Raw genomic sequence first — 26,393 nt, forward strand, 5'->3', positions numbered from 1 at the left:
CTGCTGATCGCATAAGTGGCTATCAGACTTCAAAGATCGTGCTGATCCAATCGATGAATGCGCGCACCTGGGGCGCCAGATACTGGCGGTTCGGATACATGACGGAAACGGAGCGCCGGACTGATTTCAGATGAGGCAGAATCTCGACGAGGCGGCCAGTTTCGAGATGGTCGGCAACGCCAGCCTGAAGAGCCTGGATCATCCCGAGCCCGGCAAGGGCGCAAGCTACCAGCGCTTCGGAATCGTTCACGAGAATCGATGAGCGCATCCTGACAGGCCGTTCTTCGCCATCCACGACAAAATGCCAGTCGATCGAGCTCCGACCACGCCCGGCGAAATATGTCACCGCGCGGTGCGCGGATAGGTCTTCAACGGTTTTCGGCACACCGCGCGCGTCCAGATAGTACGGGGACGCGCACGACACCATCGGGACATGCGCCACGACGCGGCTGATCATGCTGCTGGCAGAAAGCTCACCCAGCCGGACCACGCAATCGACGCCCTCGGCGAGCAGGTCGACCGGTTGGTCGCTGACACCAAGGATGATTTCAATATCCGGGTAGCGCTCCATGAATTCGGGTAGCCGCGGAATGATAAGCGGCTTGGCAAGCGCGACCGGAATATCGACGCGGAGACGGCCTTTGGGTGCCTGTCCCGAACTGCCGAACAGGTTCTGCGCCCCAGCCACGTCTGCCAGAATTTGCGATGCTCGCTCGTAGAACAGTTCGCCTTCGCCTGTCAGACTCGATCGCCGGGTGGTTCGGTGAAGCAGGCGCACACCGATCGATGCTTCGAGCGCCGAAACCGCATTCGTGACGCCGGGCCGGGCCATGCGTAGCGCCGCGGCTGCACGGGCGAAGCTGCCATTATCGGCGACCGCGACAAAGATGCGAAGCTGCTGAACGAAATCCAAGATCCTGTCTCCTGGCGCACAAGGCGCAATCGGCATCCATGTCAGAAAGTGTGACTGATTGTTATCAATTTAGATAACATTGAAGTTTGTTTTGCCATCCTTCTGACGTTCGGAGCGCTGCCCTACGTTGCGAGGCGAACGTATCAGGCATCGCCATCAAGGAAGGATTGATTTCATGGACCTGCAACTCAGTGGAAAGACCGCGCTCGTCACGGGCGCCAGCCAGGGCCTCGGCCGCGCGATCGTGAAAACGCTCGCGGGGGAGGGGGTGACCGTGTTCGCGACAGCGCGCAACCCGCAGCTTCTTGCCAGCCTCGCCAGCGAGATCGAGGCAGACGGCGGCATCAGGCCGACCGTGTTCGAGCAGGATTTCGTGGTCGTCGATGGTCCCCGGAAGATCGCCGACGCGGCACTGGCTGCCTTGGGGCACGTCGATATCCTGGTCAACAACGCCGGTGGCAGCAGGCCGATGGATATCGATGCCCCCGAAGAGCAGTGGGTGGAGGGCATGACGCTGAATTTCGACCGTCACCGCCAGCTCACCCAGAAGTTGCTGCCCAATTTCCTGAGCCGAAAGCAGGGCGCGATCATCAGCCTGTCCGGCAATCTGGAGCCCGAGGTGGTCAATGCCGCGATGGTCGCGAAGGCGGGTCTCGTCGTATGGTCGAAGGGCCTCTCCGAGCAGCTCGGCCAGCATGGCATCACCGTGAACTGCGTTCAGCCCGGCCTCATCGATACCGCTCAGATCCGCCGTCTTTATCCAGGTGATGAGCGCCAGAAGTTCGCGCAGCGCGAAATTGCATTGCGTGACTTCGGTCAGCCCCAGGACGTCGCCAACGCCGTCACTTTCCTCGCATCGCCCCGCGCAAGGTACATTACGGGTACTGTGATGCTGGTCGACGGCGGGATGCGGCGACATTCTTTCTGATGCGGTCTGAACCGACCCCAAAGCAGCACGGATCGGGGCAGAACCGCCTCTCCAGCGAGACTTCGCGAGTCGTCATTCAACCTGCGTGCGAATTTTCCAACCGGTCGCTATTGAAGGTTTGACGGCTATGGCGCGGATTTGATAACGACCGGTATGAAATTTCCACGCTGGCATAAGGGCTGCCAGCATGATGCGCTCCATACGCATTCACGAGTTCGGCGATGCCAGCGTTCTTCGTCTGGAGGAGGTCACGGTCGGAGATCCTGCTCGTGGCGAGGTTCGCCTCCGCGGATGGAGCCTTCCATCCCGTCGTTGCGCGAACCTTCAGCCTTGACGAGATCGCCGAAGCGCACCGGTTCATGGAAGCCGGTGAGCAGATCGGCAAGATCATTGTCACCGTCTGATGGGCATGTTCTCACAACTCCGCATTGCGACAGGTAGGCAAAAGATGACCGCAGAACCGCGTTGGAAGATCGCTATTCTCGACGATTATCAGGGTGTGGCCCTGCGCATGGCCGATTGGTCGGTGCTGTCGAACGATGCGACGGTGACGGTCTTCAAAGATCATGTCGTCGAGCCTGATGCAATTGTCGGACGCCTGACGGACTTCGATATCATCTGCGTGATGCGCGAGCGCACGCCTTTGACGCGCGCGATCATCGAGCGTCTTCCTCGGCTGCGCGTCATAATGTCGACAGGACCACGCAATGCGTCGATCGATCTCGAGGCTGCCAACGAGCGCGGGATTTCGGTTCTGCACACCGGCTATTCGTCGTCACCGACGATCGAGCTGACCTGGGCGTTGATCCTCGCGAGCATGCGCGACATCGTCGGCGAGAGCGCCGCGGTGCGTGAGGGCGGCTGGCAGCGTTCCGTTGGCGACGATCTCGCGGGCGGCACGCTCGGCGTGCTCGGGCTGGGCAGCGTGGGTTCGCAGGTCGCACGAATCGGACGCGCCTTCGGAATGGACGTCATCGCCTGGAGCCAGAACCTGACCGAGGATCGGGCACAGGAGGTTGGCGCGCGGCTGGTGACGAAGGAAGAACTTTTCGCGCAGGCTGATATCGTCACCATCCATGTTGTGCTCAGCCAACGCACCCGTGGGCTGGTCGGCGCGGAGGAGCTCGCGCTGATGAAACCGACGGCGCGTCTCATCAATACATCGCGTGGACCGATCGTGGTCGAGAAAGCCTTGATCGATGCCCTGCGCAACGGACGGATCGCGGGTGCGGCCATCGATGTCTTCGATCAGGAGCCGCTGCCGCTCGATCACCCCTTTCGCGCTCTCCCACGCCTGCTCGCGACGCCCCATATCGGCTATGTGTCGCGCAATCTCTATCGACGGTTCTACGGGGACACGGTCCAGAACATCGGGCAGTGGATACGAGAATCCGGAACAGCTTCTCCGTCCAGCAAGATCGGGTGATTTATCAATGTCCGGACGCCCCCGCGAATTCGATCCCACCGAAGCCCTTCAGAGCGCGATGGAGGTGTTCTGGCACAAGGGGTATGAAGGCACATCGGTCAGCGACCTGACGGACGCGATGGGGATCAGCCGGCCAAGCATGTATGCGGCGTTCGGGAACAAAAAAGCTCTCTTTCACGCGGTCGTCATGCAGTATGACGCGCAACACAAAAACATCCTGGAAAAGGCGCTCGAGGCACCAAATGCCAGGATGTGGCCAGGCTTGTCCTCAGGGGCGTGGCGAGGCTGGTAACCTACACCGGCGGAAACACGCCTCCGGGCAGCTTGCTGTTGCAGGCAGGCCTGAGCTGCAGCGATGCTGATATCCCGGCCGAACTGGCCAGCCAGCGAGCCCATTGGGAAACAGCCATCTGCAACCGATTCATTCGGGCCAAGGCCGACGGTGACCTTGTCCCAACCGCCGATCCTGCACTGCTGGCGCGGCACACGGTAGCCGTCCTGATGGGCATGAGCGTTTTGGCGACCCAAGGGGTCAGCCGGGATGAATTGTTGAGCCTTGCGGAAATGGCCGTGATGCCCGTTGCGGCGGCGACCCGATCGATCCCGACATGACTGCCGGGCGCTTCGGCGTCATCGGCGGCTAACCGACCGAATCCCCTCGATCCCAGCCGCTACCTACGCCTCGGCCGGAAGCGGCCATGTGTCGAGCACATGTGCGGCGATCGCGCGGAGCGACGCCTTGGAGGCTCCGGCCCTGGCCTGGACGGCCAAGCCATGATTGACTGCTGTCACATAGCCCGCCAGCATCGCGCAGTCGGTCGCTTGCGGGAGTTCTCCCTTCCGAACCGCGCGCTCCAATCTGTTTCGCCAGGCATCCTCGCCCGTCTTTTGCCGAGCGATGAGTTCCTGGCGCAGCGGTTCGGCTTCGTCGGAGCAGGCCAGCGCGCCATTCATGACTGCGCATCCCCGGCCCACGCCGCCTAGCGTCTGGACCTCGATCGACCCGTCGAAAAATCGACGGACCGCATCGCGGATTCTCGGTTCGGCAAGGGCCTCGCCCAGATAGGTTGTATACTTCTCCTCGTATCGATCGATCGCCTTGCGGAAGAGCGCCGCCTTGTTCCCGAACGCGGAATAGAGACCGGGTCGCACGACACCGGTGGCGCGCGTGAGATCCTCGAAGGAGGTTCCTTCGTAACCCTTCTCCCAGAACACGAACAGGGCAGCTTCCAGCGCCTTGTCCACGTCAAATTCCCGATGTCGTCCCATGGCAGCCTCTTTTCGATACCAACCATTATGGAAAGCTTGACGCCGAAAGTCCAGATAGGATAACGACCGATACCATAATGATCGGTATCGAATCGGAGTCCTCGTGATCAGCGCTGTGCCAGTACAGGAGGACATCGTTCGCCCCGGGGGGTCGGGCTGGCCGGGGGTCGCCTCGATCGCCGCCGGCACGTTTGTGCTCGTCACGACCGAGTTCCTGCCGATCGGCCTATTGTCTCCGCTGGCGGCGGATCTGCGCGTTTCGGAAGGCGTGGCGGGTCTTTCGGTCACCGCGCCGGGCTTCATCGCCGCGATCGCCGGCCCGCTATTGGCCTTGCTGGCGGGGAATATCGATCGGCGGATCGTGGTGATCGCTTTCACCGTGTCGATCATGGTGTCGAACCTGATCGCCGCCATCGCCCCGAATTTCGCCGTGTTTCTGGTGGGGCGTCTGGTCCTCGGCCTGGCGGTCGGCGGCCTGTGGACCTTCGCCATAGCCGTTGGCCGGCGGCTCGTGCCGGAAAGCGCGGGCGCGAGGGCGACGTCGATCATTTCGATCGGCATCTCGGCCGGCACCGTCTTCGGCATGCCGGTCGGCGCGCTCTTCGGCCATCTGGTCGGATGGCGCGCGGTGTTCGCCGCGAACGCCGTTCTCGGCCTTGCGGTGCTGCTTCTCCAGTGCCGCTTCCTACCGCGCATCGCGGCGAGCACCGCCATCGGCGCGCGCCACTTGTTCGAGTTCGCGCGGGTGCCGATGGCGCGGGTCGGCCTGATCGCGAGCGGCCTCATCGCCGGCGGCCACTTCATTGCCTATACTTTTCTTGAGCCCTTCCTGCGCAGCACGCTCGCGCTGGGGCAGACCGGCGTGGCCCTGGCGCTGGCAGGCTATGCCATCGCGGGCATTATCGGGTCTTTCCTGGGCGAGCGCCTGGCTGTCCACAATGTTCGGCGTGCGTTCACCATCTCGGCGGCCGTACTCGGTCTGTCTGTGCTGGCGGCCGCCGCAACCGCGGGCACGCCCGCCGGCGCCATTGCGATGGTCCTGATCTGGGGCACGGCCTTCGGAGCATGGCCTGTCTGCGTCCAGATCTGGATGTTCACCTCCTCACCCAAACTCTACGAGGCCGGCTCCGCGCTGATGGTCAGCGCGTTCCAGATCTCCTTGGCGGCAGGCGCCACGATCGGCGGCCTTCTCGTCGATTCCATGGGCGTCGGAACCGCCTTTCTTGCCAGCGGCGTCGTCGCGATTGCCGGCGCGGTGTGCGCGCTCTCCGCCCTGGCGTGCCGGCCCCAACACACGGTTCGAACGCGGCACTGGGAGAAGCAAAATGAAGATCGGAGTCCTTGGCGCGGCCACTGTGGGCATGACGCTCGCGACCAGGTTCGCCGGAGGCGGTCACAACGTTCTCATCGCCAACAGCCGTGGGCCGGAAAGCCTGGCCGCGAGTCTTGCGGAAGCCGGCAGCTTGGCGAAGCCTGCCGCCGTTTCGGAGGTGCTCGCGTGCGATGTCGTGTTCCTCGCAGTGCCCTGGCTGAAGGTGCGCGCGGTGCTGGGGCCGGACATCGCCTGGGACGGCCGCATCCTGGTCGACACCACCAATATCTTTCTCAGCTATGCCCCGGATTACCGCGTCGATGACCTCAAGGGCGATACCGGCAGCGAGATCGTTGCGAGGCTGGCACCCTCCGCCCGCGTGGTGAAGGCGTTCAACACGCTGCCGTTCAACCGGATGTTCGCGCCGACGCCGGCGGGCTTGAAGCGGGTGCTGTTCGTCGCCGGGGATGCCGACGACGCTGTGTCGACGGTCTCGGGTCTCGTCAAGGAGATCGGCCTTCATCCCATCGCGCTTGGTCGCCTTGCCGAAGCCGGTCGCCAGATGGAAGTCGGCGGCCCGCTCAGCTCGCTGGAGCTCCTGACGCCCGCGAACGCGGGCGCGTCGTGAGCGACGCATCCAACCTGCCACCAGACCCGAACAATCGAAGGAGCCGCTCCATGGCCGAACTCGCTGAAGCAGCGAATACCTCCCTTTCCGGTAAAGTCGCGCTCATGACCGGTGCCGCGCGCGGCATCGGCGTCGAGATCGGCCGCAAGCTCGCGGCGCTCGGCGCGCACGTCATCGTCGCCGCGCGCGACGGCCGGAAAGCGGAAGAGGTCGCGGCCGACCTGCGCGCGCGGGGCGGCGAAGCCTCGGCCCTGAAGCTCGACGTCACCAGCGAGGAAGATCGCAAGGCCGCTTATGCAGCGATCGAGGCGGCGCACGGCAAGCTCGATATCCTGATCAACAACGCCGGCATCCTGCTCGACAGTCCCGACGGCGGCACCCCAGCGCCCCGCCAGCCCAGCGTGGCCCTGCCGGACGTGGTGCGCGAGACGTTCGAGGTGAACTTCTTCGCGCCCATCTTCCTCACCCAGCGCCTGCTGCCGCTGCTCCAGCGGTCGGACGCGCCGCGCGTGGTCAACGTGTCGAGCATCCGTGGTTCGCTGGCGCATCTCTCCGATCCGACGTCGCCGGTCTATCCAGTCCGCGCGCTCGGCTATGACACATCCAAGGCCGCGCTCAATGCCTTCACGATCCTGCTCGCGGCGGAACTGCGCGGCACGCCGATCAAGATCAACGCCATCCATCCGGGCTGGGTGAAAACCGAGATGGGCGGCGGCGCGGCCCCCGTCAGCGTCGAAGACGGCGCGCGCACGGCCGTCCAATACGCCACCCTCGATGCTGACGGCCCGACCGGCGGCTTCTTCTTCCTCGACGAGCGCCTGCCCTGGTGAGGCGCGGGCCCGATTAACCCTTCCCAATCACAGAGAGAGTTCACAATGAGCAAGACATTATCGGGCAAGGTCGCCCTCGTTACCGGCGGCTCACGCGGCCTGGGCGCCGCCATCGCGGCGGCGCTTGCCGATCAGGGCGCGGATGTCGCGATCAGCTATGTCGCCTCGGCGGAAAAGACGGCAGCAGTCGTCGAAAGCCTCAAGGCAAAGGGCGTGCGCGCCGTCGCGATCCAGGCCGACCAGGGCGACCCGGCCGCATCCGGCCCGCTGATCGAAAAGGTGATCGAGACGCTCGGCAAGCTCGACATCCTGGTCAACAACGCCGCCGTGGCCTGGCAGGGCAAGACCATCGACGATCCGGAAATCGACAACGCCGCGATGGACAAGCAGTGGATGATCAACACGATGGGCGTGATCGCCAACATCCGCGCCGCCGCCCGGGTGTTGCCGGACGGCGGACGGATCGTCTCGGTCGGCTCCGGGCTGGGTACGCGCATCGCGTTCCCCGGCACTACCGATTATGCGGCAAGCAAGGCGGCGGTCGTCGGCTACAGCAAGGGCGCCGCGCGCGATCTCGGGCGGCGCAACATCACCGTCAATGTCGTCCAGGCGGGCATGATGGACACCGACATGGCTGCCGGATCGAAGGACAAGCTGCCCCCGATCATCATGGAATCGCACGCGATCCATCGCTTCGCGGAAGTCGGCGAGGTCGCCGCCGCCGTGGTTTTCCTGGCGGGGCCGGATGCGGGCTTCATCACCGGATCGGTGATCGACGTGAACGGCGGCTTCACCGCCTGACATTGCCGATTCTATCCCTCGCTTCCCACGGAGATCCGCAATGGGCGCAGCCCCGCATCTTTTCCAGACCGGTCGCATCGGCGACCTCGATATCCCGAACCGCATCGTGATGGCGCCCATGACACGCGCCCGCGCGAGCGAGGACGCGGTTCCGACCGGCATGATGGTCACTTATTATGCCCAGCGCGCCAGCGCGGGCCTCATCATCAGCGAAGGCACGATCGTCAGCCGGGAGGCGACCGGCTATATCAAGGTACCGGGCCTCTTCACCGCCGAGCAGATCGCGTCATGGCGCCCCGTCACCGACGCCGTTCATGCCAGAGGCGGCCGCATCTTCACCCAGCTATGGCATGTCGGCCGGATTTCGCATCCCGACCTGCTCGACGGCGCGCTGCCGCTCGCGCCTTCGGCCATCAATCCCGGCTTCGAATCCTACACGAAGAACGGCCGGATGGAGACCGTAACCCCACGCGCGATGTCGCTCGACGATATCCGCCGGACCATCGACGATTTCGCGACAGCGGCCAGCAATGCGATCGAGGCCGGTTTCGACGGTGTCGAGCTGCACGCGGCCAATGCCTATCTGATCCATGAATTCCTGGTGCCGAGCGCCAATCAACGGACGGACGACTATGGGGGCAGCGTCGAAAACCGGGCGCGCTTCCTCCTCGAAGTCGTCGATGCGGTGGCGGGTGCCATCGGAAGCCATCGCGTCGGCGTGCGCCTCAATCCGTGCCTCGATGGACCGGCGGGCATCGTGCTCGATGACGAAGCGCGGAAGACCTACGACTATGCGATCCGGGCGCTCGACACCCGGAATCTCGCATTCCTCCATCTGGCGGCGCTGATGTTCACCCCCGGACTCGACTCAGCGGACCGCACGATCGAGATGGGCCGTCGCTACCGCCCGCTCTACTCGGGTGCCCTGATCATCAACGCGGCCATGACCAGGGAAACCGCCGAAGCGGCCATCGCCGAAGGGGTCGCCGACTATGTGGCCTTCGGGAAGTCCTTCGTCGCGAACCCCGACCTCGTCGAACGCTTCCGGGACGATCTCCCGCTCGCCGATCTCGACCCGGCCAATCTCTATACCGGCGGGTTCTCCGGATATCTCGACTATCCACCTGCCGCCTGACGGCCGGCCGCCGCTCATGGGCGCATTCCGCTTAGCAAGAAAGATTCAGGACATGAAACTTGATGGAAAGATCGCCGTCGTCACGGGCGGCAGCTCGGGCATCGGACTGGCGACCGCCAGGACGTTCCTCGCCGAGGGCGCGCGGGTTTACATTACCGGGCGCCGGCAGGCCAAACTCGACGATGTCGTCGTAGCGCTCGGGTCGAACGCGGTAGCGGTTCAGGGCGACGTCTCAAAGCCGGCCGACCTTGATCGGCTCTATGCGCTGATCCGCAAGGAAGTGGGGCACGTCGACATCGTCTTCGCCAATGCCGGCATCGGCGAGGTCGCGCCGCTTGGCGAACTCACCGAGGAGCATGTCGACGCGCTTCTCGACATCAACATCAAGGGCGTGATCTGGACGGTACAGAAGGCGCTCCCGCTGATGGGGCGTGGCGGCTCCATCATCCTCAACGCCTCGATCGTCGCGAGCAAGGGCTGGGCCAACTGGAGCGTCTACAGTGCAACCAAGGCAGCGGTCCGTTCCTTCGCGCGCACCTGGGCGTCCGACCTCAAAGGCCGGGATATTCGTGTCAATGCGGTCAGCCCCGGTGTTATCCTGACGCCGGGCCACAGTAAGACTGGCCTCCAGGCTGCGGAGCTTGAGGCGTTCTACACCTACGCTGCCGGCATCACCCCGCTGGGCCGCAACGGGGAGGACAGCGAGGTCGCCAAGGTGGTCGCATTCCTGGCTTCGGACGACAGCAGCTTCGTGACGGGCAGCGAGATCTTCGCCGATGGCGGGTTCGCGCAAGTCTGACGCAACGGTCCGGGCCGCCCGAACGAACAGGGATTCAGGCGGTCCGCTCCGGCCTGTAGATTTCGGCGAAGACCTTGACCAGCCAGTCGATGAACACACGGAGGCGCGTGTTCATATAGCGGTTCGAGGGATAGAGGACGTGGAACGGGTGGTTCGGCCGGACCCATTCCGTGAGGATCGGCACCAGCCGGCCTTCCTTGATCGCTGGCCGCAGCTTCCATTCGAAGCTCTGCAGCACGCCCAGACCGGCGATGCCGGCGGCGAGATGGGCGTTGCTCTCGTTCACGCTCAGGATCGACCGACCCGTGATCGTGACCCGGTCCTCTCCGCGCTCGAACCTGAAGGCGGTTGGCCGGCCAGTCCGCGCCAGGCGGTAATGGATCAGCGCGTGACCGTCGGTGAGCTCGTCAGGGTGCCGGGGGATTCCATGCCGCTCGAGATAGTCCGGGCCGGCCGCCGTCAGCCATGGCGAGGAACCCAGCAGCCGGCTGATGATGGTCTGATCGCTGAGTTCGCCGCCACGGATCGCGCAATCCGCCCCCTCCCGGATCATATGAACCGAGCGGTCGGAAACGCCGATCTCGATCTCAATCTCCGGATATTCGGCCTGGAACTGCGGCAGCGCGGGGATCAGCACCTCGCTCGCAACCCACGAGCTGGTGTGGACGGCGAGCCTGCCGCGCGGCTTCACACGCTCGCCATCGAACACGCTGTCGATGTCGGGAAGCTGCTGGAGCCAGGCCGAGGCGCGCTCGTAGTAGATCGCGCCCTCCTTGGTGACCTGGACCGATCGCGTCGTCCGGTTCAGCAACCGCACGCGCAGATGGCCTTCGAGTTCGCCGACGATCTTACTCACCGTGGCCTTCGGCATGTCGAGCGCATCCGCGGCGCTGGTGAACCCGCCGGTTTCGACCACGCGGCAAAAGGCCTTCATCGCCAGAAGCTGGTCCATATTCTTCCTTCGCGCCCGATATCGGAATCCGATTGTCTATGGCTGTAGACAATTATTCCCCAATAACTGCGCTAATCAACAACAATCGGTACCCCCATCTCTGTGGCGCGGCGACGGTGCCGCAGCATGATCGGGGCGTCCGCATCCAGCCAGGTTGAACGGCACACGACCGCATCCATTACAGGAAGACGAAAATGACAGAAATTCTCGCTGGAAAGATCGCGCTCGTGACAGGCGGCGGACGCGGCATCGGCGCCGCCATTGCGCTCGAGCTGCTTCTCAGGGCGCAACCGTGGCGCTCAGCTATTCGGCAAGCGAGGCGAAGGCGAAGGAGATCGTCGCCAAAATCGAGGCGGCTGGCGGCTCGGCGATCGCATTGAAAGCCGACCAGTCGGTCGAGAGCGAAGTCATCGGACTCATCGCGGCGGTTGTCGAACGGTTCGGCAAGCTCGACATCCTGGTCAACAATGCCGGTGTGTTCGAGGCCGGCACCATTCCCGATACGCTCGATACGAGCCGCTTCGAGCGACAGGTAGCGATCAACTACCAAGCGGTGGTCGTGGCTATTCGCGAAGCCTCGCGTGTGATGGGCGAGGGTGGTCGGATCATCTCGCTTTCGACGGGACTCGCAGCGCGGGCGAGCTGGCCCGGCATCGCCGACTACAGCGCCACCAAGCGCGCCATCGAGGGCTACACCAAGGGCGCAGCCCGCGACCTGGGTGCCAAGGGGATCACCGTCAACGTCATCGGCACCGGTTCGATCGATACGGACATGAATCCTTCCGACGGGCCGCTGGGTGAGTATCAAAAGGCCGCAACGGCGCTGGGCCGGTTTGGCCGACCTGAGGAGATCGCGGCGGTGGTTGCCTTCATCGCGAGCCCTGCCGCGAGCTATGTCACCGGCGCGATCATCCCCGTAGACGGTGGCTACACGGCTTGATCCCTGTCTTAGCGTCCTCGGCCATCGTGCCGGGGACGTGGGCGAAGCGCGGTTCGGCGTGGGACGATATTTCCCTCTCGGCGGAATGTTTGCCGAGCCTCCCGGTCTCGCCACCGTCTGGCGGCAGCTATCGAGTGGTTCCGCTCATTCCGTGAACGTCCGACTTGTTGGCGGAAGCGGAAATGTCCTTCGCCGACCGTGAAACATCTGCTTTTCGATCGGCATTCCCAAAAGCCGACAGGCCGCTGATGGCCCAAAATGGCCATGCGATTGATGCCAGATCAAGAGCAGAAAAGGCTGATAAACCGTTTCGCCGCGTTCCTGAGCTATGCGCGCTGATGGAAGGGCGAGATTGGCTGGCGTCCGTCTCATGGAAGCCTGAGCTATACCACTGCACCCCACAGGGAATGTGGGAACTCTTGTGGTATCAGATTTCCTGATCAACCCATTTCACGCGCAAAATCAACGCGATAAATCGCTTGACTGGTGACCCCTACGGTCACCCGGTTTCCGTGGCAAGGTATTGATCTTGCTACAGTATTCGCCGTAAGCGAAGCACTAATACCATCACAAGTACCATCGGTCCAGCGAGATAATATGGGTCTGTCTGAAGTCGATGAGGACCGGCCCCATGCCTCTCATTGGCAGTCGCCATTCCTCCCCCGGGAGAAATGCGACCGACCACGAGAACAACCGACGAAGCTCGTAAGCCGGACTTCGCGCGCTGCCGGTGCGAATGGACTTCGCCAATAACAGCAGGTCCATCACCTTCTCATTTCTGCAACTCCGGCGGGAAACCCAACTCGAAGTCGGAAAGATGCGCGGCGGTGCCGAACGGCAGGCAGTTGACAATGGCCCGTCTCAATTCGGCTTCCATCCAAAGGCCGCCATCATGATGTTGAAGAGCTGCGTGTTGGAGAAGAAGCCACGGACGCTATCGGCGCCCGGCCCCATCGCGACGGCAACGACTTCTTCTCCGGCATGAGCCCCCTTCGCATCAGCCGCAACTACCTTGGGCTGGTCAGGATTGTCGGCGGCGATTTGATCTGCAAGCGGTTGTCCGCGTTTTCCGGAACGCAACTTCAGATCATAGGAATGATCGGCGACGAAGAGGATCAGCGTATCCTCGCCTACGACCTCGCTGACCCGTCGGATCAGATTGTCCATCTCGACGGCATGGGTCAGGCCCTTTTTCAGATCGTTGGTATGCATGTCCCACTCGACCATCAGGAAATAGCCTTTCGGGTTGCGGCTCAGGCTCGAAATGGTGGCTTCCACGGCAGGGATGGGGGCATAGTCCTCGTCGCGGAGAATGGCCGCTCTTCTCGTCTTGGGCGTCAGCACCGACGGATCGTCACCGAAGAGATAGCCCGATCCCGCGAATGTCTCGGCGGCGGTCCTGCCGGTCCTGGTGAAAGCCGCCTCGGCTGCGTCGCGGTCCTTGCCGATCAATATGTCCACACCGTCGCCATAGCGTGGCGCCAGCAATTGCCGGAATATCTCGTCCTTGTCGGAACGCTTCGCTACATGCGCATAGCAGGCCGCAGGAGTCGCATCCCAGATCGGCATGTTGGTGATCACGCCAGTGGAGAGTCCGCGCTCCTCTGCATATTCGAGGACCGTCTTCACCGGCGTGACCGTCCCATTGGTGGATGGGATGACGGAGCTCATGCCGTTATTGGTCTTATGGCCGGTGACGATGGCGGTCATGCCCGCAGCAGAATCCGTCACCCAGCTATCGAGCGCCGATGTGTCCGATAGCGCGACATAGGGCATGGACTGGATGAACAGCGATTGGGGACGATCATGGGCATAAATGCTCGCGGCGCTCAGCGTCGGCAGTCCGCCGGCATCGCCAAGGAACAATATGACGTTTCGCGCTTGCCGTCCTTGAATCTTCGCGGGGTGCTCCCTGGCTTCGACGGGCGCGTTGGTGCAAACGAGGAGGGCGCTCATCACAAGAGCGAGAGCCGACATGACTCCCGCATATCCGCGCCAGAAGAGATTGGAACGACGAACAAGTGTGGACATGCGACTCAATCCTTATGCGGCCTTCTCTTGTTAGTCATATCAAGAGAAATATCGAAATTATGTTGACCGCTGTCTTTGACAGATTTGGTGGTTGTGACAATTTTACTATCCACCGTATCATAAGTGATCACTCGTATTGCATTCCCGGATGGGGAAAAGCGATATATCCGAATGGCGCCGCCGTGCTCCGCCGTCGGCTGATAGTCGCTGGGTGAATGCACGATATGGCCGTGGTCATCCCGGCTATAATCGCTCAGTAGCGCATGAACGATATTGCCATGATCGCCGGTGAGTTTTAAATATTGCGCATTCGGCGTGCTTTGATCGCCATTCAGGATCAGGCGGATATTCGGGTGCCGCCTGAATGACTTGTCCCATAGCTGCTGAGGCGTGTTGCCCGCTTCCCCATGCACTTTCTTCCATTGCATGACGCCCTGCGGCAACAGGCTTCCGTTCTCGCCCTTTTTCGGCTCCCGAATCGGGCCGAGGAACATGTGCGTCACGACGATCCCGAAGCGGCTCTTGTAGCGATCGAGGATCGTATCGACCCATCGCAATACATCGTTGGGCGCATTGCATTCAACATGAAGGATCACGAAATTCAGCCCACCGGCGGAAAATAGCTGATAGCTGTTGGCGTTGTTGCTGGAAAATCCGGGATGCCCCCGCTCGCCTTTGAAATAGCCCCCATACCAGGGGAATTTCCGGAAGCGCGAAGCCGGGAAATATTTCTGGAACAGCGAGGAATCCCCCGGGTTGGTCATGTCGTGATTGCCGACCACCAGGCCATAGGGAACGACGCCGTGGAAACGGTCCAGATAGCGGCGCGCCAGTTCCCACTGAAGCTCGTTATTGGAGTCAACGATGTCGCCGCCATGGGTGACGAAGGCTACTTTCTGGCTCTTGAGGTTGGCGACGACCCATCGCGTTTCCGCATCGAAAACCGGGTTCTCCGTGGGAAGATCGACATCGCGCTGGAGGGCCGTTCCCCGGCCCAGGTAGCCCTGCGTGTCGGACAGCATGACAATGCTGAAGCTGCCCTCGGGGGCGGGGTCGAGCGAAGTCGTTTGCGCCGTGGTCACGGCTGGATGCAGCGACAAGGCGATGGCCGCGCAAGCTGTGGCCATCATTGCGAAAAATCTCATCCGTCAGGCTCCTTGCTTCGATCGGCCATGAAGATGGCCGATCGGGATGCCGATGTGCTTCGACAAATTCAGAAACGGACGCGCAGGCCCATGGTGAAGTAACGATATTGCGCGGCGGCGGGGGTACCGCGATTGACCGGATAGGAATATCCGACCCCGCTGGTGCTGATGAAAAGCGGCGGATTCGTATTCAGGAGATTCTGCACATTCACATAGAGATCGGTTTCGACACCAGCCACATGGAAGGTTTTGCTGATGCTGAGATCGATGGCATTGAATGATTTGATATTGGGTTCGGCAAATACCTGGGAAGAATTGGTGCGGTGGCTGTATCGGCTGTACCAGGTGTCCTGAATATTGATCGTCCAGTCATCGACATCATAATTCACGAACAGCGTTGCCCGCCCCTTCGGGAGCGCCGGAAAACTGGGGATCGCCCCGGCCGTGGCGAACGTATCGTTGCGCGGCTGATAGGTCCCCAGCAGGCGAAGGCTCAATTTCCCCGGCGCGGAGGCGGCGATGGCCGACAAGGGAAAGTTGTAACCCAGTTCGACATTAACACCTTCGGTGCTCTGCTGGGCGACATTCACATTCTGCGATGTGATGGCCGTGGGAGCGTTCGCGGGCGAGGTATAGCCCGGCTGCCCCGGCGCGATGGGCCGGGTCGCCAGCTTGCAGAAGGGTGAATCATAATTCGGAGCCGAGGCTATGCACAATTGCTGGATGGCAAGCGTGGCATAGGCCGCGACGGCGATGCCATCGGTTATCTTGATGTTATAATAGTCCACGGCAAGGGTCAGGCGCGGAATGAAGCTCGGGGTCAGCACGATGCCCGCGGTCCAGGCATCCGATTTTTCCGGCTTAAGGTCGGGATTGCTGTTCGTGGTCTGCTTGACGGAGACGGCAGTGTTGGTCAGCAAATCGGTGAAGGTGGTATTGTTAACCTGGGCCCTCGCAAAGAGGTCGTTCAGATTGGGCGCGCGAATATCGCGCGACCGCGTCCCGCGAAAGCTCAGCTCATCGCTGAGCCGCCACATGACGCCGGCTTTCCAAGTCTGGACGCTGCCCGATGTGTTGTAATGGGTGAAGCGGCCTGCCGCATCCACACGCAGGCTCTTGATCAGCGGAAGATCCTTCAGGATCGGGACGTTGATCTCGCCACCGATTTCCTGGACCGCCTGATGCTGTATCGGAATGGCGTTGACGGTCGTCTGGGTATATAGGCCGCCCGCCGAACAGAGACGAAGCCCAGTGCAATCCACAACGTCATCCGGCGAGAAGAGGCTGTCGATGCGGAAGCTGCTCCAGCGGGCCTCGCCAGACAGCGCGGCGCTCACCGGGCCGGCGGGCAGCTTGAAAATATCGCCCGAGATCGACCCGCTGACATCATGCTTGTCGTTGAGCATGTCGTACCAGGTTTTCTGGCTGACATAGTCGAATTGTTCCTGGGTGACGGCACCAGGCCCGAAAGGGTTGATCGGCAGGCATCCCGGATAGAGCGAGGCGGAGGCAGTGAGGGAAACCTGGCAAACCACCTTGCCGTTCGCATCGAGCACGGCGTCGCGTGCCGCCGCCAGCTTCTGGTTGTTCACACCGATCGCCGAGACCCTTTGCTTCACCTGGGCATAGGAGTAAAACAGGTCGTAATGGAGACGGTCCCATAGCGATCCTTCCAGCCCCGCCTCGCCGGACAAAAACCGGTTTGTCGACGTTTGGCTGTAGGTTCTGCCGTTCGCGGACTTGTTGTCGATTTGTTGCGTCACCCTCGCGACCGAGAATGTCCCCGCAGTGCTCGCCAGCAGAGCCTGCGCGGCCGGCGTGAGGAAAGCATTGGTGCTGTAGAAGCTGCCTCCGAGGGAGTTTCCTCCATAGGTATGATAGCTTTTGCTAGTCGCCAGGAAACCTTGCACATAGAAGGTGGCACTGTCGCTCAGATCATAGCTGAAGCGGCCAAAGGCGTTGAATCTTTCAAGCGTTGACTGAAAGCCGACCTGCGTCGCCACGTAGCCGCCATCGCCGCCGTCCGAGAGATTGTTGGTGCCGGTCGCCGTCCCCTTGTCGAACGGGCCGATAACTCCGTTAGTGACGAATTGCATGCCATTGGCGGCGCAACCCGTGCAGGTGATGAGGCCACCAGCGCTGTTGTTGGTGGCCCGGGCGTACTGGATCGCGACATAGGGGCTTGCCGCCGTACCCAGCCCCTTATAGGCCCATTGCTGGCCGCCTTCGATATAGGGGCGATCACCTTGCAGGATATAGGGTCGGTGATAATAGCTGACCGCTCCTTCGATGTGGCCGCGTCCGTCGAATATTTCCCTACCGCCAGCCACGGAGGCCCGCCAGGATTCGCCATCGCCAAAATTCGAGATGCCGGCGTTGGCGTCGAACTTCACGCCTTTGAACTTCTTATCGAGAATGTAATTGACAACGCCGGTGATCGCATCGGAGCCATAGACGGCCGAAGAACCGCCCGTAGTGATTTCCACTTTTTTTATTATCGCCGTCGGTATGACATCGACGTTCACCGAACCATCCGCATTGGCGGGGGGGACACGGTGGCCGTCCAACAAGACCAGCGTACGATTGGCACCGAGATTCAAGAGGCTAATGTTGGTACCGTTCGAGTTCCTCACAGGACCGCCCAAACTAAACCCGTTCTGGCCGCCGAGAATCGAAGGCATCTTGAGCAGTGCGTCGGTGATGGTCGAAGGCGTGGTTTTATCCAGTTCCTCAGCCGAAAGCGCCACCACCGGCGTAGGCGAATTGAAAGTATCGGTGATGACGCGCGATCCGGTGACAGTGATATCGCTTTCCGGGGCGGGCGCCGCTGATTCACGCCTGGCGGCGACGGTTGCAACCTGCCGCTCGGGAAAGCGACTCGCCGATTCTCGATTTGTCTGATTCTGGCGGTCGGAGGAACCACCCGGCACGACCAGAAAAGCGTCCCCGCGCTTCTGCCAGGTCAGCCCCGATCCGCGCAGAAGCTGGCTCAGAGCCGCCTCGACCAACGAAGCTGCCGAGATCGCAGGCGCCCGCTTTCCACGCAGCAGGGCCTGATCGTAGAGTATCTGTGCGCCGGACTGCCGCGACAGCGCGTTCAGTGAATCTGTGAGGCTTGCCGAAGGAAGCGAGATGTTGCTTTGCGCCAGCGCCGGAGATGCGACGCTAGTAGCGCCAATGATGAGAGTGAAGGCGGCGACGCCTGCACGAAGCGAACCTTGGAACCTGGACACGATGTAATCCCCCTGAGCGTGAGTTGATTGGGTTCAGGGGAAAGACGCGGCGATTGCCGAAATTTGCCAAAGTTTTTTGTTGCATTTTAGTGACGAGATCGAGCGACGCGGAAGGCCGTTCAATTCTTGGAGAGGATTACGGCATCATCGGTCTGATGGACCCGGAAAGTATGGGTGATGGCCAGGTTCTGGAGTTGGCCGACCGGATCGGTCAGGCGTATCCGTCCGCCTACGAGCTTGTTCGCCAAGCTTTCATCCTCAATCCTGATCGGCAATGGTGAGAGGCTTTGCAGATCGGCGACCACTTGCCGTAGAGGCACACCCCTGTATTCCACCCACTCGCTGCGCCAGCGGGCGACGTTCTTCAGGCTGACATCCTCGATCTGGCTCAGGCCCGCTTGGTCGAGCGTGGCCGCCTGATTGGCGGCGAGCCGGATCGGCTTGCTGTACCAGCCATTGCGACTGAATTGGACGACACCCGTAGCAACCGTGACTCGGATACTTTCTGGTCTGCTCAAGACCTCGAAGCTGGTCCCGACGTCCACGATGCGAGCGTTACCGGTATCGACCCTGAACGGGCGACCCGTATCATGCGCGACATCAGCGAAGATCGCGCCGTGGGTCAGCTTTACTTCGCGGTAGTGCCGTGTGTAGCGGACCTTGACCTCCGCGCCGCCCGCCAAGGTTAGCTGTGTTCCGTCTGCCAACGTGACGTTCTGGACCTTCCCATCCGCCACCGCATATTCTTCGGGTTGGGCAAGGCGCAACTCGACCCAAGGCATGGCTTTGTAGCTGCCTGCCGCAACCAACATGACGGCCACGCCACCCACCAGCCAAGTGGGTCTGGATGGACCTCGACGCCCATAGGCGCGCAAGGCCGCGTCCATGTCCCGCCCCATGATGTGCCGCCACATTGAATCGAACACCGATCGGCGGCGAGGATCGCCGGCGAGCCATTCGTTAAAAGCTGTCTCATCGAAAGGGTCGTCGCTCGTGCGGCGATCAATCCACTGCGCGGCCTCGAACTCGATGGAGTTAGTCTCGGACAGGGTCGCCTCGTTGCTCAATTCTCTGAATCGCCAGATGCAGGTCCACCATGGCTCTTGCCATATGATGGCTGACGGCGCTGGGGGAAAGACTCAAATCGCTGCCCACTTCGCCCGGAGATTGCCCATGCACGCGGCGTCGGATGAAAACCTCGCGGCGCAAGGGAGGCATTTTCTTGAGGATGTCCGCGACCAGCGCGATCAACTGGCGGCGCTCTATCTGCTGATCCACGGTCGGCAGCGGACAGGCCATCGTGTCCGACAACTCGACCACCGGAACCCGTTGGACGCGGCGGAAATGGTCCCGCACTAGATTGAGCGAGATACGACGCAATAGCGCGCGGGCATTGGTCACGGTGTTGTCTGGTTTCGCCTCAAAGACCAACAATCGGAGATAGGCCTCCTGAACGATGTCCTCGCTCAATGCCGAGTCGCGCACCTGCCGCCCTACATATTGCAGTAAATCAGTGCGTTGTGCGGTCAGTTGAGAAGCGCGGGAAGCCATCGCGCCGCCATAAAAGTACGATATGACAGTGCGGTTTCACCGCCGTCGATGCTGTAACCACTAAGGGCGAAGGCGATGGTTAGCGGCCGTTGGTATTCGGAACCTCAATGCCGATGGTGCATCGCACTAGCTGCTTGGTCTTGGCGGCCTGCTGCTCGCAAGCGGCGATTGCGTCGCGGTTGGCCTGCCGCATATCGGCGGCGTCAACGACGGCCTGCCAGCCTTCCGGGTTCCCGGCGCGCATCAACCGGATTCCCGCGTCCCATAGCGTCGGCTCGCGGACGACACGCGCGGCGAGGTGTTCGGGCCAGTGCCAGCCTGTCGGCGCAATGCGCGCACCAAAACCGGGGATCGCAGTCATGACCAGGCATCCGGCGACGAAGCCGCCGCCTGCCGCCCACCATAGGTTGCGATTCTGCTGGTCGATGGTGGTTGCTGTGCCGATGGTTGCCCACAAGGTGCGCGCGTTTTCGGTAAGTTCGCGCGCTGCTTTGGTAAGCATGGCCTGATCCTCGCGCCGCGCCATCACCGCCGCCGCCTCGAACCGCGCCTGAAAATCCTCTGGCGTCATCTGCAAGGCGGGTGCGCTCTCAATGGCGATCAACGATTTGGCGATCTTGGCAAGGGTGTTGCTGTAGTCGGGAACCTCGATTTCCGCCTTCTCGGTCGCCAGATGTTCGACGGCGCGGCGCAACAGCGCCAATTCGCCCCTTAGCTCGGTAAAGGCCCGCGTCGCCGGGTCCGGTGCGGGCGGCTCGTAGGGCAATGCGTTGGGCCAGCGTTTTTCGTCCATGTCTTTCTCCTATCGGCTCATTCCAAGGCCGCCGCCATGATCGAACGGCACGGAGTCCGCCAAATCACGGGCAAGGCTGCGGCCCATATCCACGTCGATGCCCAATTCCTGACGCCGCCCGGACAGCAGCGATTCCACCTGCGCGTCGCGTTCAAGGCTTTTCGCCATCCCGGCCATTTCCTGACCGACGCGCTTCGCGTCCCGAAAATCGCCATCGCGCCGTAGCTCGTCCTGCGCCTGCCGGAGCTGCTGCCAGCCCTCCACGAAGCGGTCGGCGCGGCTGTAGGGATCGGCCCGCAATTCCGCCTCTTGGCTCATCGCCCGTAGCGCGGCCTGGCCTCGCCCCTCCGCGGCCTCGCGGATCAGTTCCGGTTCGCCCCGGAACGCGCTGTTCAAGTCGGTTGAGGCATTGGGCCGGATCGCGTCCAGTCCTTCGCGCGCGCGGTCGAACGCCTCGCGCTGGTGAGGCATGGCGTCGATGCCCTGCGCGCGGGTCTGCTGGATGGCATCCAAGGCGCGCGCATAACGCTCGACCGCGCCGCGCACGCCTCCGGCGCGCATCGGCTGCGGGTCGTGGTCGCGCTGCTGCTGGCGGGCCGGATCGCGCTCGGCCTTGGGCATCGCGCCGCTCAAGTCCAGCCCGTCGAAGATGCCGCGCGGACGTTCGGACGCTGCCGATGCCGCGTGATCCTGACCGGCCAGCGAGAGGCGCAAGCCCTCGAAGATCCCGCGCGCCTTCTCGGCCACCGGACGGATGATCTCGGCAATACGCTCGCCAAGGCCGATGCCACGCTGCTCGGCAAACTGCTGCGCCGGGTCACGTGCGGCCTGATAGTCGCTCGCCATGTCTTTGGTGCGCTCTCGCGAAAGCGTCTGAACGAGTTTGGACTGATCCCGGAAATCATCACGGCCGTAGTGAAGCGCCATGCCGTCGCGGTGGCGCGTCATCCCGACATAGGAGCCATGCCGATCCATCCCCGGCGTGGCGAGCATATGCGAGCGATCCACGCTCATGCCCTGCGCCTTGTGGATCGTGGCGGCGTAGCCATGATCGAGGTCGCGATAGTCCTTGAGGTCGAACGACACGGAGCGCCCGTCATCGGTGCGCACGGTCATGCTCTGCTGGTTCACCTGCTCGACGGTGCCTAGCGTGCCGTTCTTCACCGCAAGGTCGCGCTCGTTGCGAAGGAACATGATGCGATCGCCGCTGGCGAAGGCGCGCGCGCCGCGCTCGGTTTTCACGCGAACATCGTCGCCAAGCTCGCCCGCTGCCCGCATCCGGTCGCGCGCCGCCTCGTTCAGTTCGCGGACCCCGTCATTGGTATGCGTGAGGATGATCCGGGTTTGATCGGGGGCGGCGATGCGCTCGCGGTCCCAACGCTCGACAAGCTCGCTGCGCGCCTGCTCGCGCGTTTCGGCCGCGTGAACCATGCCCCGCTCGGCATAGGCCCGGATTGCTTCGCCAGTGCGGCCGGTCGCCAGATGCCGGGTGGCGTCCTGTTGCCAGCTTTCATGCTGGCGGCGAACCTCCGTAATCTCGACGCCGCCATGCCGCTCGTGGATGGCGCGGAAGGCCGCGCCCGCCTCGATCGCCTGCAACTGCTGCGGGTCGCCCACCAGCACGACCTTGGCCCCCGCGTCGGCGGCATGGGACAGAACGCACTCCATCTGGCGCGTGCCGACCATGCCCGCTTCGTCGATCACCAGCACGTCGCGCGAAGTCAGAAGGTCGCGGCCCTGCGACCATCCATGTTCCATGCTGGCGATGGTGCGTGAGGCGATGCCGGAGCCGTTCTCCAACTCCTCCGCCGCGATCCCCGACAACGCCGCGCCGCGCACCGCATAGCCGCTGCGCTCCCACGCCTCCCGCGCCACGCCAAGCATGGCGCTCTTGCCGGTCCCGGCGTAACCGACGACGACGCTCAAATCCCGCTCGCCGGTCACATGCTCGAACGCCGCGCGTTGCTCCCCGGTCAACTCCAACCCGCGCCCCTCCGCGCTGGTCAAAGCCGCTTCGCGCGCCTGCTCGTCGGTGTGGTGCCGTTCGCGCTCGGCCATCAATTCCGATGCGCGCTGCAACCGCTGCTCGGTTTCGATCATGTAGCGCGACGTGAACCTGTTGTCGCCGCGCGCGTCCTTGCCCAAGGCGATCATGTCGGGCGATGTGCGAACGGCGCTCATCGCCCGATCATATTGCTCCTTGCCGTCGCTGTGCCGGTGGATGAACATCGCAAGGTCGCGATTGGTGAACGTCGCCTGCTGGTGGGTGATCGCGTCGAGCGCGATGCGCGGCTCCGCGATGATCTTTTCGCCGTTGCGATTTGCAATCTCGCGGTGCTGCTCGATGCGCTCGGACTCAAGCCCGCGCTCGCCCATGCGCGAAGCTGCGGGGCCGATCTTGTCTTGCGGCTCAAGGTCGATGCCTTGCGCCTCAAGACTGCGATGGTCGATCCGTGCATCTATGTCGAGTTCGACAAGGCGCGCGTTGACGTGATCGGCCCACCGCTCGCGCCACTGTTCGACAAGTTCGGTGCGGTTCCAGTCACGTTCCTTCTGCCCGAACTCATCGGGACCGACTTCGCGCATGGTGAGCATAACATGGGCATGGGGTTTGGGCTGGCCGTCCGCGCCCATATCCCAATGCACATTCAAATCCGCGATCATGCCGCGTTCGACAAACTCCGCTTGCACAAAGTCGCGGGCCAGTTCGATGCCTTGTGCCTTGTCCATCTCGCGCGGAATGGAAAACTCCACCTCGCGGGCAAGCTGCGCGTCCTTGCGCTTCTCGCCTGCCTCGACCTCGTTCCAGAGGGTTTCCCGATCCGACAGGCGTTCGGGCGCGCCTTCGGGCAGCATGATCTCGCTATGCTCGACGCCCGACTTGGCGCGGAAATCATGGTCGCGGTCCAGCCGCTCGTCGTGCAGCCGCTCGCCAGCCCGATAGGCAGCGGCTGCGACGGCGCTGCGGCCGCTGGAACGGCCAATGACCTGAACGCTGAAATGGTAGATCGCCATAGCGATATACCATCTACTGCCTTAAGCGCACGTCGGCACGACGTATAAGCGCGCCCTTCTCGAATAAAATCCGAGCAGGGACTAGATGGTTCCAGAGCGTCCCGGCGACTCTACTGCATTACGCAAAACGATAACCTAGTATCACTCCATCAAACAAGGATGGAGACTTTGCGATGCGTAAGCCGCGCGACTTTGATTCGGAATTGAAGGCGCTGGCCGATAAGGCCAAGGCCATCAAGGAACGCCGCGTGCGCCAGTTTGGCGAACTGGTGGCGGCAACGGGGGCCGATGTGCTCGACGCTGACTTGCTCGCGGGCGCGCTGCTCGATGCCGTCGCCAGCAAGGATGCCGCCACAAGGGAGGGCTGGCGCAAGGCGGGCACGGCCTTCTTTCGCAGCAAGGCACGCAAGCCTGCGTCGCTATCTGAACACAATCCGGAAGGCGCTCTACCGCTTGAAGGCGGCGCGGCATCGGGTTGAGGCGCAAAAGGCACGAATGGACACGCGGGAGTGGGTGATGAAACGGCGAGAGCGAACGCGCCACTTGATCGAGTTGGGCGGCTTGGTGGTCAAGGCGGGGCTGGTCGATCTGACTGACGATGATCGCGCCACGCTCTACGGCGCGTTCCTGTCGATCTCAGGGAAGCTGCAAAACGAGGAGCGCGCCAACGCGCTCGCCCTGTGGCAGCGGCGCGGCAAACGGGCATTTGAGGCGGAGCAGGAGTGAAGATGTAAAGCCCGTATGCAACGAATGATGCCGATGATTTTTCATTCAGTGGCCTTGGCCTCACAATGGAAAGCTGATCTTCGACATGAGCAGGGACCGCGCGCTTTGATCGGACAGGCAAAAGTTCCAGCCATTCCTAATGACCCTAAATGCCCGCTCCCGTTAAATTGGCCACAGGATGCGGGGCGCGCTGGCGCCGGGTAAGCAGGAGCAACCATGTCGCCATCAGAATAAGGCTAACTTCCGTTATCACAGTTGGCGGCGAGGAAGCAGTTGCAGCCCCGACAACGTGGCGTCCGACGAGCAGCAGAACATAGCAACCGGCCGTAACGACACGTGCCAGCCGCGACGAAAGCACAAATCGGCGCCCAGACAAGCTAATTATGGCGACGGCGGCTGCCGTAATCCCCATTAACAGCCAGGGGGTCGTGCGGAAAAATAAATTGCCGGTCAGCAGGATCAGCGGCAGCACCACGTAGAGCACATTATTGGCGTGATAGAGCCGCTCCGAAATGCTTTCCTCACTCACCACCCTGTTACCGTCGCGCAACCACAGCAGCTTCATGCCACTGTCGATGACCCAAAGGCAGAGCAGACTGAGCACGATATAGACGGTCAGCACGCCGACACCTCCGAACCGCGCATAGTGGATCGGCCGCAGCGCGCTTTCTATCACACCCCACGCACCTCCCGCCGGCTGGCGCTGAACGACCGTAAGACGGCCATCGGCGAGGTCGCAACGCGCCTCGACCGAGCCACCGCCCTCGCCAGACCATTGCAGGCTGTTCAGCCGCAGGAACCGGATGTCCAGTCGATCACCGTTTCGCTCAACGCCGGCAAAGCGGGTTCGGGGCAGGAGGTCCGCCGCACGTGTAACGCATGCATCTAGCCGTCCCACCGCCGCAGGCGAGGGCGCTTCCGGAATCCCACGCGGCGGGACGGCGGGGCGGCTCTCGCCGGCCAACGCCATCGCGATCGGCACCGTGGCGATCTTCATGCCCAATATCGCGCCGGTCAACGCCATTACGAGAAGGAATGGCGTCAGCCACAGGCCGATGCGCTTATGACTCTCACTCAGGTTGAGGATGCGGGACCGGCGACGCCATTTCCAAGCTTCTTTGAACTGCTTGCCGTGAATGAAAAGGCCGGCGCCAACCAGGATGGTGATGAAGGTGCCCGTCAGTCCCATCGCCAGCCGTCCCCAGGGCTTGGGCAGCAGCAAGTCGGTGTGGATGCGGCGAAACAAGCCGTCCAGGGCGAAATTGTTCCATTCGTCCCGCAGCCCGGTCGTCGGATTGACCATCAGCACGACGGGCTTTCCGCCCGCCGCACCTGGTCCAGCATAGACGTAAAAGGGCCGCATAGGCGTCGGCGCGACCATGTTCCAGCGCGGCCCCCCATCATTTCGGGCATGAACGAACCGAAGCACCTCACTCGGACTCGCCGTCGGCTGATCATATGCTGCAGCCACGTCCGGTCTAAGCCACGGCCGGGCAAGGTCCGCATAGAGCGAGAGGATTCCGGTCCAGATCGACCAGGAGATCAGCAGCAGGAAGACAAGGCTCACCGCGCCATGAATGGCGAGCAGCCGCTTCGAGATCGCCTTGCGGTTCACGACTCGGCCTTTCGCAAGGTGAACCATAGGACGGCAAATAGCAGCAGCGTCCACAGCAGGCAGCTACCGATCGCCACGGCAAACAGGGCGCTCCCGCCCTTGAGGCCCGAGAGACGCGCCAGGCCGACCAGCGCAGCAACGCTCGCGGGAAGGCCTATAACTAGTGTCGCAAGCGTTATCATGAGGGTTCGGAGCATCATTGGCGGCGCTCGCTCATCGCCCAACTCAGCGCAGCTCCAGACAGGCCGAGGCTGAACAGCGCAAGCACAATCCCCGGTCCCGCCCCAAGCAGGGCCACACCACCGATAAACGTGCCGCACTCAAGCAACCCCAGCGTCAGCCAGGGACGCC

The 26,393-nt window shown here is 62.5% G+C and carries 28 protein-coding genes; 15 read left to right on the forward strand and 13 right to left on the reverse strand.

All coding sequences use genetic code 11. The features are described from left to right. Positions 1 to 22 precede the first annotated feature (22 nt). Positions 23 to 913, reverse strand: a complete 891-nt coding sequence (locus tag HB724_RS02940) for a LysR substrate-binding domain-containing protein (protein WP_213979411.1) — start codon at positions 911 to 913, stop codon at positions 23 to 25. Positions 914 to 1,088: 175 nt separating this feature from the next. On the opposite strand from HB724_RS02940, the gene HB724_RS02945 reads away from it, so the two are divergent. The 5 genes from HB724_RS02945 to HB724_RS02965 all read left to right on the forward strand — a co-directional run bounded on the left by HB724_RS02945 (position 1,089) and on the right by HB724_RS02965 (position 3,879). Further along, complete coding sequence (locus HB724_RS02945) at positions 1,089 to 1,841, forward strand: SDR family oxidoreductase (protein WP_213979412.1); 753 nt, start codon at positions 1,089 to 1,091, stop codon at positions 1,839 to 1,841. A gap of 221 nt (positions 1,842 to 2,062) precedes the next feature. Further along, complete coding sequence (locus HB724_RS02950) at positions 2,063 to 2,245, forward strand: zinc-binding dehydrogenase (RefSeq protein WP_213979413.1); 183 nt, start codon at positions 2,063 to 2,065, stop codon at positions 2,243 to 2,245. Between the two features lie 44 nt (positions 2,246 to 2,289). Then, complete coding sequence (locus HB724_RS02955) at positions 2,290 to 3,267, forward strand: D-2-hydroxyacid dehydrogenase family protein (RefSeq protein WP_213979414.1); 978 nt, start codon at positions 2,290 to 2,292, stop codon at positions 3,265 to 3,267. Between the two features lie 7 nt (positions 3,268 to 3,274). Continuing rightward, the gene (locus HB724_RS02960) at positions 3,275 to 3,559 is read left to right on the forward strand and encodes a TetR/AcrR family transcriptional regulator (protein ID WP_213979415.1); all 285 of its coding nucleotides are present in this window, start codon (positions 3,275 to 3,277) and stop codon (positions 3,557 to 3,559) included. Continuing rightward, positions 3,520 to 3,879 carry a hypothetical protein gene (locus HB724_RS02965; protein WP_213979416.1) on the forward strand — a complete coding sequence of 120 codons (360 nt, stop codon included), beginning with the start codon at positions 3,520 to 3,522 and terminating at the stop codon, positions 3,877 to 3,879. The genes HB724_RS02960 and HB724_RS02965 overlap by 40 nt, the downstream gene beginning before the upstream one ends. Positions 3,880 to 3,942: 63 nt before the next feature. On the opposite strand, the gene HB724_RS02970 is transcribed toward HB724_RS02965, so the two are convergent. Beyond that, positions 3,943 to 4,512, reverse strand: a complete 570-nt coding sequence (locus HB724_RS02970; protein ID WP_213979417.1) for a TetR/AcrR family transcriptional regulator — start codon at positions 4,510 to 4,512, stop codon at positions 3,943 to 3,945. A 127-nt stretch (positions 4,513 to 4,639) separates the two neighbouring features. Here HB724_RS02970 and HB724_RS02975 point away from each other — a divergent pair, with 127 nt between their 5' ends. Genes HB724_RS02975 through HB724_RS03000 form a run of 6 tightly spaced genes read left to right on the forward strand, consistent with a single transcriptional unit; the run spans position 4,640 to position 10,041 of the window. Next, entirely contained in the window at positions 4,640 to 6,172 is a 1,533-nt protein-coding gene (locus tag HB724_RS02975; protein ID WP_213979418.1) for an MFS transporter, read from the forward strand. Then, entirely contained in the window at positions 6,081 to 6,476 is a 396-nt protein-coding gene (locus HB724_RS02980) for a hypothetical protein (protein ID WP_213979494.1), read from the forward strand. Before HB724_RS02975 ends, HB724_RS02980 begins: the two co-directional genes overlap by 92 nt. A 50-nt stretch (positions 6,477 to 6,526) precedes the next feature. Then, entirely contained in the window at positions 6,527 to 7,306 is a 780-nt protein-coding gene (locus HB724_RS02985) for an SDR family oxidoreductase (protein WP_213979419.1), read from the forward strand. Positions 7,307 to 7,351: 45 nt separating this feature from the next. After that, on the forward strand, positions 7,352 to 8,107 hold the full coding sequence (locus HB724_RS02990; RefSeq protein ID WP_213979420.1) for an SDR family oxidoreductase: 756 nt from the start codon (positions 7,352 to 7,354) through the stop codon (positions 8,105 to 8,107). A 40-nt stretch (positions 8,108 to 8,147) separates the two neighbouring features. Next, complete coding sequence (locus HB724_RS02995) at positions 8,148 to 9,242, forward strand: alkene reductase (protein WP_213979421.1); 1,095 nt, start codon at positions 8,148 to 8,150, stop codon at positions 9,240 to 9,242. A 52-nt stretch (positions 9,243 to 9,294) separates the two neighbouring features. Then, positions 9,295 to 10,041: an SDR family oxidoreductase gene (locus tag HB724_RS03000; protein WP_213979422.1), complete on the forward strand. Its 747-nt coding sequence runs from the start codon at positions 9,295 to 9,297 to the stop codon at positions 10,039 to 10,041. A gap of 34 nt (positions 10,042 to 10,075) precedes the next feature. Here the strand turns inward: HB724_RS03000 and HB724_RS03005 are convergent, their stop codons facing one another. Next, positions 10,076 to 10,993 (reverse strand): LysR family transcriptional regulator, encoded by a 918-nt coding sequence (locus HB724_RS03005; RefSeq protein ID WP_213979423.1) that lies wholly within the window; start codon positions 10,991 to 10,993, stop codon positions 10,076 to 10,078. 71 nt (positions 10,994 to 11,064) lie between these two features. Then, a complete protein-coding gene (locus HB724_RS20370; RefSeq protein WP_256731288.1) occupies positions 11,065 to 11,283 on the reverse strand; it encodes a hypothetical protein in 219 nt (72 codons plus the stop codon). A gap of 2 nt (positions 11,284 to 11,285) precedes the next feature. On the opposite strand from HB724_RS20370, the gene HB724_RS03010 reads away from it, so the two are divergent. Together HB724_RS03010 and HB724_RS03015 are read left to right on the forward strand one after the other, a co-directional pair. Then, positions 11,286 to 11,933, forward strand: a complete 648-nt coding sequence (locus tag HB724_RS03010) for an SDR family oxidoreductase (RefSeq protein ID WP_346344655.1) — start codon at positions 11,286 to 11,288, stop codon at positions 11,931 to 11,933. A 182-nt stretch (positions 11,934 to 12,115) separates the two neighbouring features. Beyond that, positions 12,116 to 12,373: a hypothetical protein gene (locus HB724_RS03015; RefSeq protein WP_213979424.1), complete on the forward strand. Its 258-nt coding sequence runs from the start codon at positions 12,116 to 12,118 to the stop codon at positions 12,371 to 12,373. A 421-nt stretch (positions 12,374 to 12,794) separates the two neighbouring features. Here HB724_RS03015 and HB724_RS03020 read toward each other — a convergent pair whose 3' ends face one another. The 7 genes from HB724_RS03020 to traA all read right to left on the reverse strand — a co-directional run bounded on the left by HB724_RS03020 (position 12,795) and on the right by traA (position 23,701). Beyond that, positions 12,795 to 13,964 (reverse strand): alkaline phosphatase, encoded by a 1,170-nt coding sequence (locus HB724_RS03020; RefSeq protein WP_256731289.1) that lies wholly within the window; start codon positions 13,962 to 13,964, stop codon positions 12,795 to 12,797. Positions 13,965 to 13,969: 5 nt separating this feature from the next. Continuing rightward, positions 13,970 to 15,109 carry a metallophosphoesterase gene (locus tag HB724_RS03025; protein ID WP_213979425.1) on the reverse strand — a complete coding sequence of 380 codons (1,140 nt, stop codon included), beginning with the start codon at positions 15,107 to 15,109 and terminating at the stop codon, positions 13,970 to 13,972. 68 nt (positions 15,110 to 15,177) lie between these two features. After that, positions 15,178 to 18,342: a TonB-dependent receptor gene (locus HB724_RS03030; RefSeq protein WP_213979426.1), complete on the reverse strand. Its 3,165-nt coding sequence runs from the start codon at positions 18,340 to 18,342 to the stop codon at positions 15,178 to 15,180. Between the two features lie 119 nt (positions 18,343 to 18,461). Further along, the gene (locus HB724_RS03035; protein WP_213979427.1) at positions 18,462 to 19,409 is read right to left on the reverse strand and encodes a FecR domain-containing protein; all 948 of its coding nucleotides are present in this window, start codon (positions 19,407 to 19,409) and stop codon (positions 18,462 to 18,464) included. Further along, positions 19,378 to 19,893 carry an RNA polymerase sigma factor gene (locus HB724_RS03040; RefSeq protein ID WP_213979428.1) on the reverse strand — a complete coding sequence of 172 codons (516 nt, stop codon included), beginning with the start codon at positions 19,891 to 19,893 and terminating at the stop codon, positions 19,378 to 19,380. The genes HB724_RS03035 and HB724_RS03040 overlap by 32 nt, the downstream gene beginning before the upstream one ends. Positions 19,894 to 19,972: 79 nt before the next feature. After that, positions 19,973 to 20,686: a DUF6118 family protein gene (locus tag HB724_RS03045; RefSeq protein WP_213979429.1), complete on the reverse strand. Its 714-nt coding sequence runs from the start codon at positions 20,684 to 20,686 to the stop codon at positions 19,973 to 19,975. Between the two features lie 9 nt (positions 20,687 to 20,695). Then, a complete protein-coding gene (gene traA / locus HB724_RS03050) occupies positions 20,696 to 23,701 on the reverse strand; it encodes a Ti-type conjugative transfer relaxase TraA (RefSeq protein WP_213979430.1) in 3,006 nt (1,001 codons plus the stop codon). A 173-nt stretch (positions 23,702 to 23,874) separates the two neighbouring features. Between traA and HB724_RS03055 the strand changes: the two genes are divergently transcribed. Continuing rightward, complete coding sequence (locus HB724_RS03055; protein WP_213979431.1) at positions 23,875 to 24,180, forward strand: conjugal transfer protein TraD; 306 nt, start codon at positions 23,875 to 23,877, stop codon at positions 24,178 to 24,180. Positions 24,181 to 24,217: 37 nt separating this feature from the next. Continuing rightward, positions 24,218 to 24,427 carry a conjugal transfer protein TraD gene (locus HB724_RS03060; RefSeq protein WP_213979489.1) on the forward strand — a complete coding sequence of 70 codons (210 nt, stop codon included), beginning with the start codon at positions 24,218 to 24,220 and terminating at the stop codon, positions 24,425 to 24,427. A gap of 145 nt (positions 24,428 to 24,572) precedes the next feature. On the opposite strand, the gene HB724_RS03065 is transcribed toward HB724_RS03060, so the two are convergent. Both HB724_RS03065 and HB724_RS03070 read right to left on the reverse strand, forming a co-directional pair. Then, positions 24,573 to 26,042 (reverse strand): PepSY-associated TM helix domain-containing protein, encoded by a 1,470-nt coding sequence (locus HB724_RS03065; protein WP_213979432.1) that lies wholly within the window; start codon positions 26,040 to 26,042, stop codon positions 24,573 to 24,575. Continuing rightward, complete coding sequence (locus HB724_RS03070; RefSeq protein WP_213979433.1) at positions 26,039 to 26,239, reverse strand: hypothetical protein; 201 nt, start codon at positions 26,237 to 26,239, stop codon at positions 26,039 to 26,041. Before HB724_RS03070 ends, HB724_RS03065 begins: the two co-directional genes overlap by 4 nt. Positions 26,240 to 26,393: the final 154 nt, after the last annotated feature.

Origin of the sequence: Sphingomonas sp. dw_22, from assembly GCF_018449795.1 — a bacterium.
Classification (GTDB): Bacteria; Pseudomonadota; Alphaproteobacteria; order Sphingomonadales; family Sphingomonadaceae; genus Sphingomonas.

Coding starts and splice junctions, on each gene's coding strand:
- HB724_RS03020 (WP_256731289.1), bottom strand. CDS start 13,964: ATGTCCACACTTGTTCGTCGTTCCAATCTCTTCTGGCGCGGATATGCG.
- HB724_RS02950 (WP_213979413.1), top strand. CDS start 2,063: ATGCCAGCGTTCTTCGTCTGGAGGAGGTCACGGTCGGAGATCCTGCTC.
- HB724_RS02945 (WP_213979412.1), top strand. CDS start 1,089: ATGGACCTGCAACTCAGTGGAAAGACCGCGCTCGTCACGGGCGCCAGC.
- HB724_RS03040 (WP_213979428.1), bottom strand. CDS start 19,893: ATGGCTTCCCGCGCTTCTCAACTGACCGCACAACGCACTGATTTACTG.
- HB724_RS03025 (WP_213979425.1), bottom strand. CDS start 15,109: ATGAGATTTTTCGCAATGATGGCCACAGCTTGCGCGGCCATCGCCTTG.
- HB724_RS02960 (WP_213979415.1), top strand. CDS start 3,275: ATGTCCGGACGCCCCCGCGAATTCGATCCCACCGAAGCCCTTCAGAGC.
- HB724_RS03005 (WP_213979423.1), bottom strand. CDS start 10,993: ATGGACCAGCTTCTGGCGATGAAGGCCTTTTGCCGCGTGGTCGAAACC.
- traA (WP_213979430.1), bottom strand. CDS start 23,701: ATGGCGATCTACCATTTCAGCGTTCAGGTCATTGGCCGTTCCAGCGGC.
- HB724_RS03070 (WP_213979433.1), bottom strand. CDS start 26,239: ATGCTCCGAACCCTCATGATAACGCTTGCGACACTAGTTATAGGCCTT.
- HB724_RS02990 (WP_213979420.1), top strand. CDS start 7,352: ATGAGCAAGACATTATCGGGCAAGGTCGCCCTCGTTACCGGCGGCTCA.
- HB724_RS02985 (WP_213979419.1), top strand. CDS start 6,527: ATGGCCGAACTCGCTGAAGCAGCGAATACCTCCCTTTCCGGTAAAGTC.
- HB724_RS03060 (WP_213979489.1), top strand. CDS start 24,218: ATGAAACGGCGAGAGCGAACGCGCCACTTGATCGAGTTGGGCGGCTTG.
- HB724_RS02995 (WP_213979421.1), top strand. CDS start 8,148: ATGGGCGCAGCCCCGCATCTTTTCCAGACCGGTCGCATCGGCGACCTC.
- HB724_RS02955 (WP_213979414.1), top strand. CDS start 2,290: ATGACCGCAGAACCGCGTTGGAAGATCGCTATTCTCGACGATTATCAG.
- HB724_RS03000 (WP_213979422.1), top strand. CDS start 9,295: ATGAAACTTGATGGAAAGATCGCCGTCGTCACGGGCGGCAGCTCGGGC.
- HB724_RS03045 (WP_213979429.1), bottom strand. CDS start 20,686: ATGGACGAAAAACGCTGGCCCAACGCATTGCCCTACGAGCCGCCCGCA.
- HB724_RS03015 (WP_213979424.1), top strand. CDS start 12,116: ATGTCCTTCGCCGACCGTGAAACATCTGCTTTTCGATCGGCATTCCCA.
- HB724_RS03055 (WP_213979431.1), top strand. CDS start 23,875: ATGCGTAAGCCGCGCGACTTTGATTCGGAATTGAAGGCGCTGGCCGAT.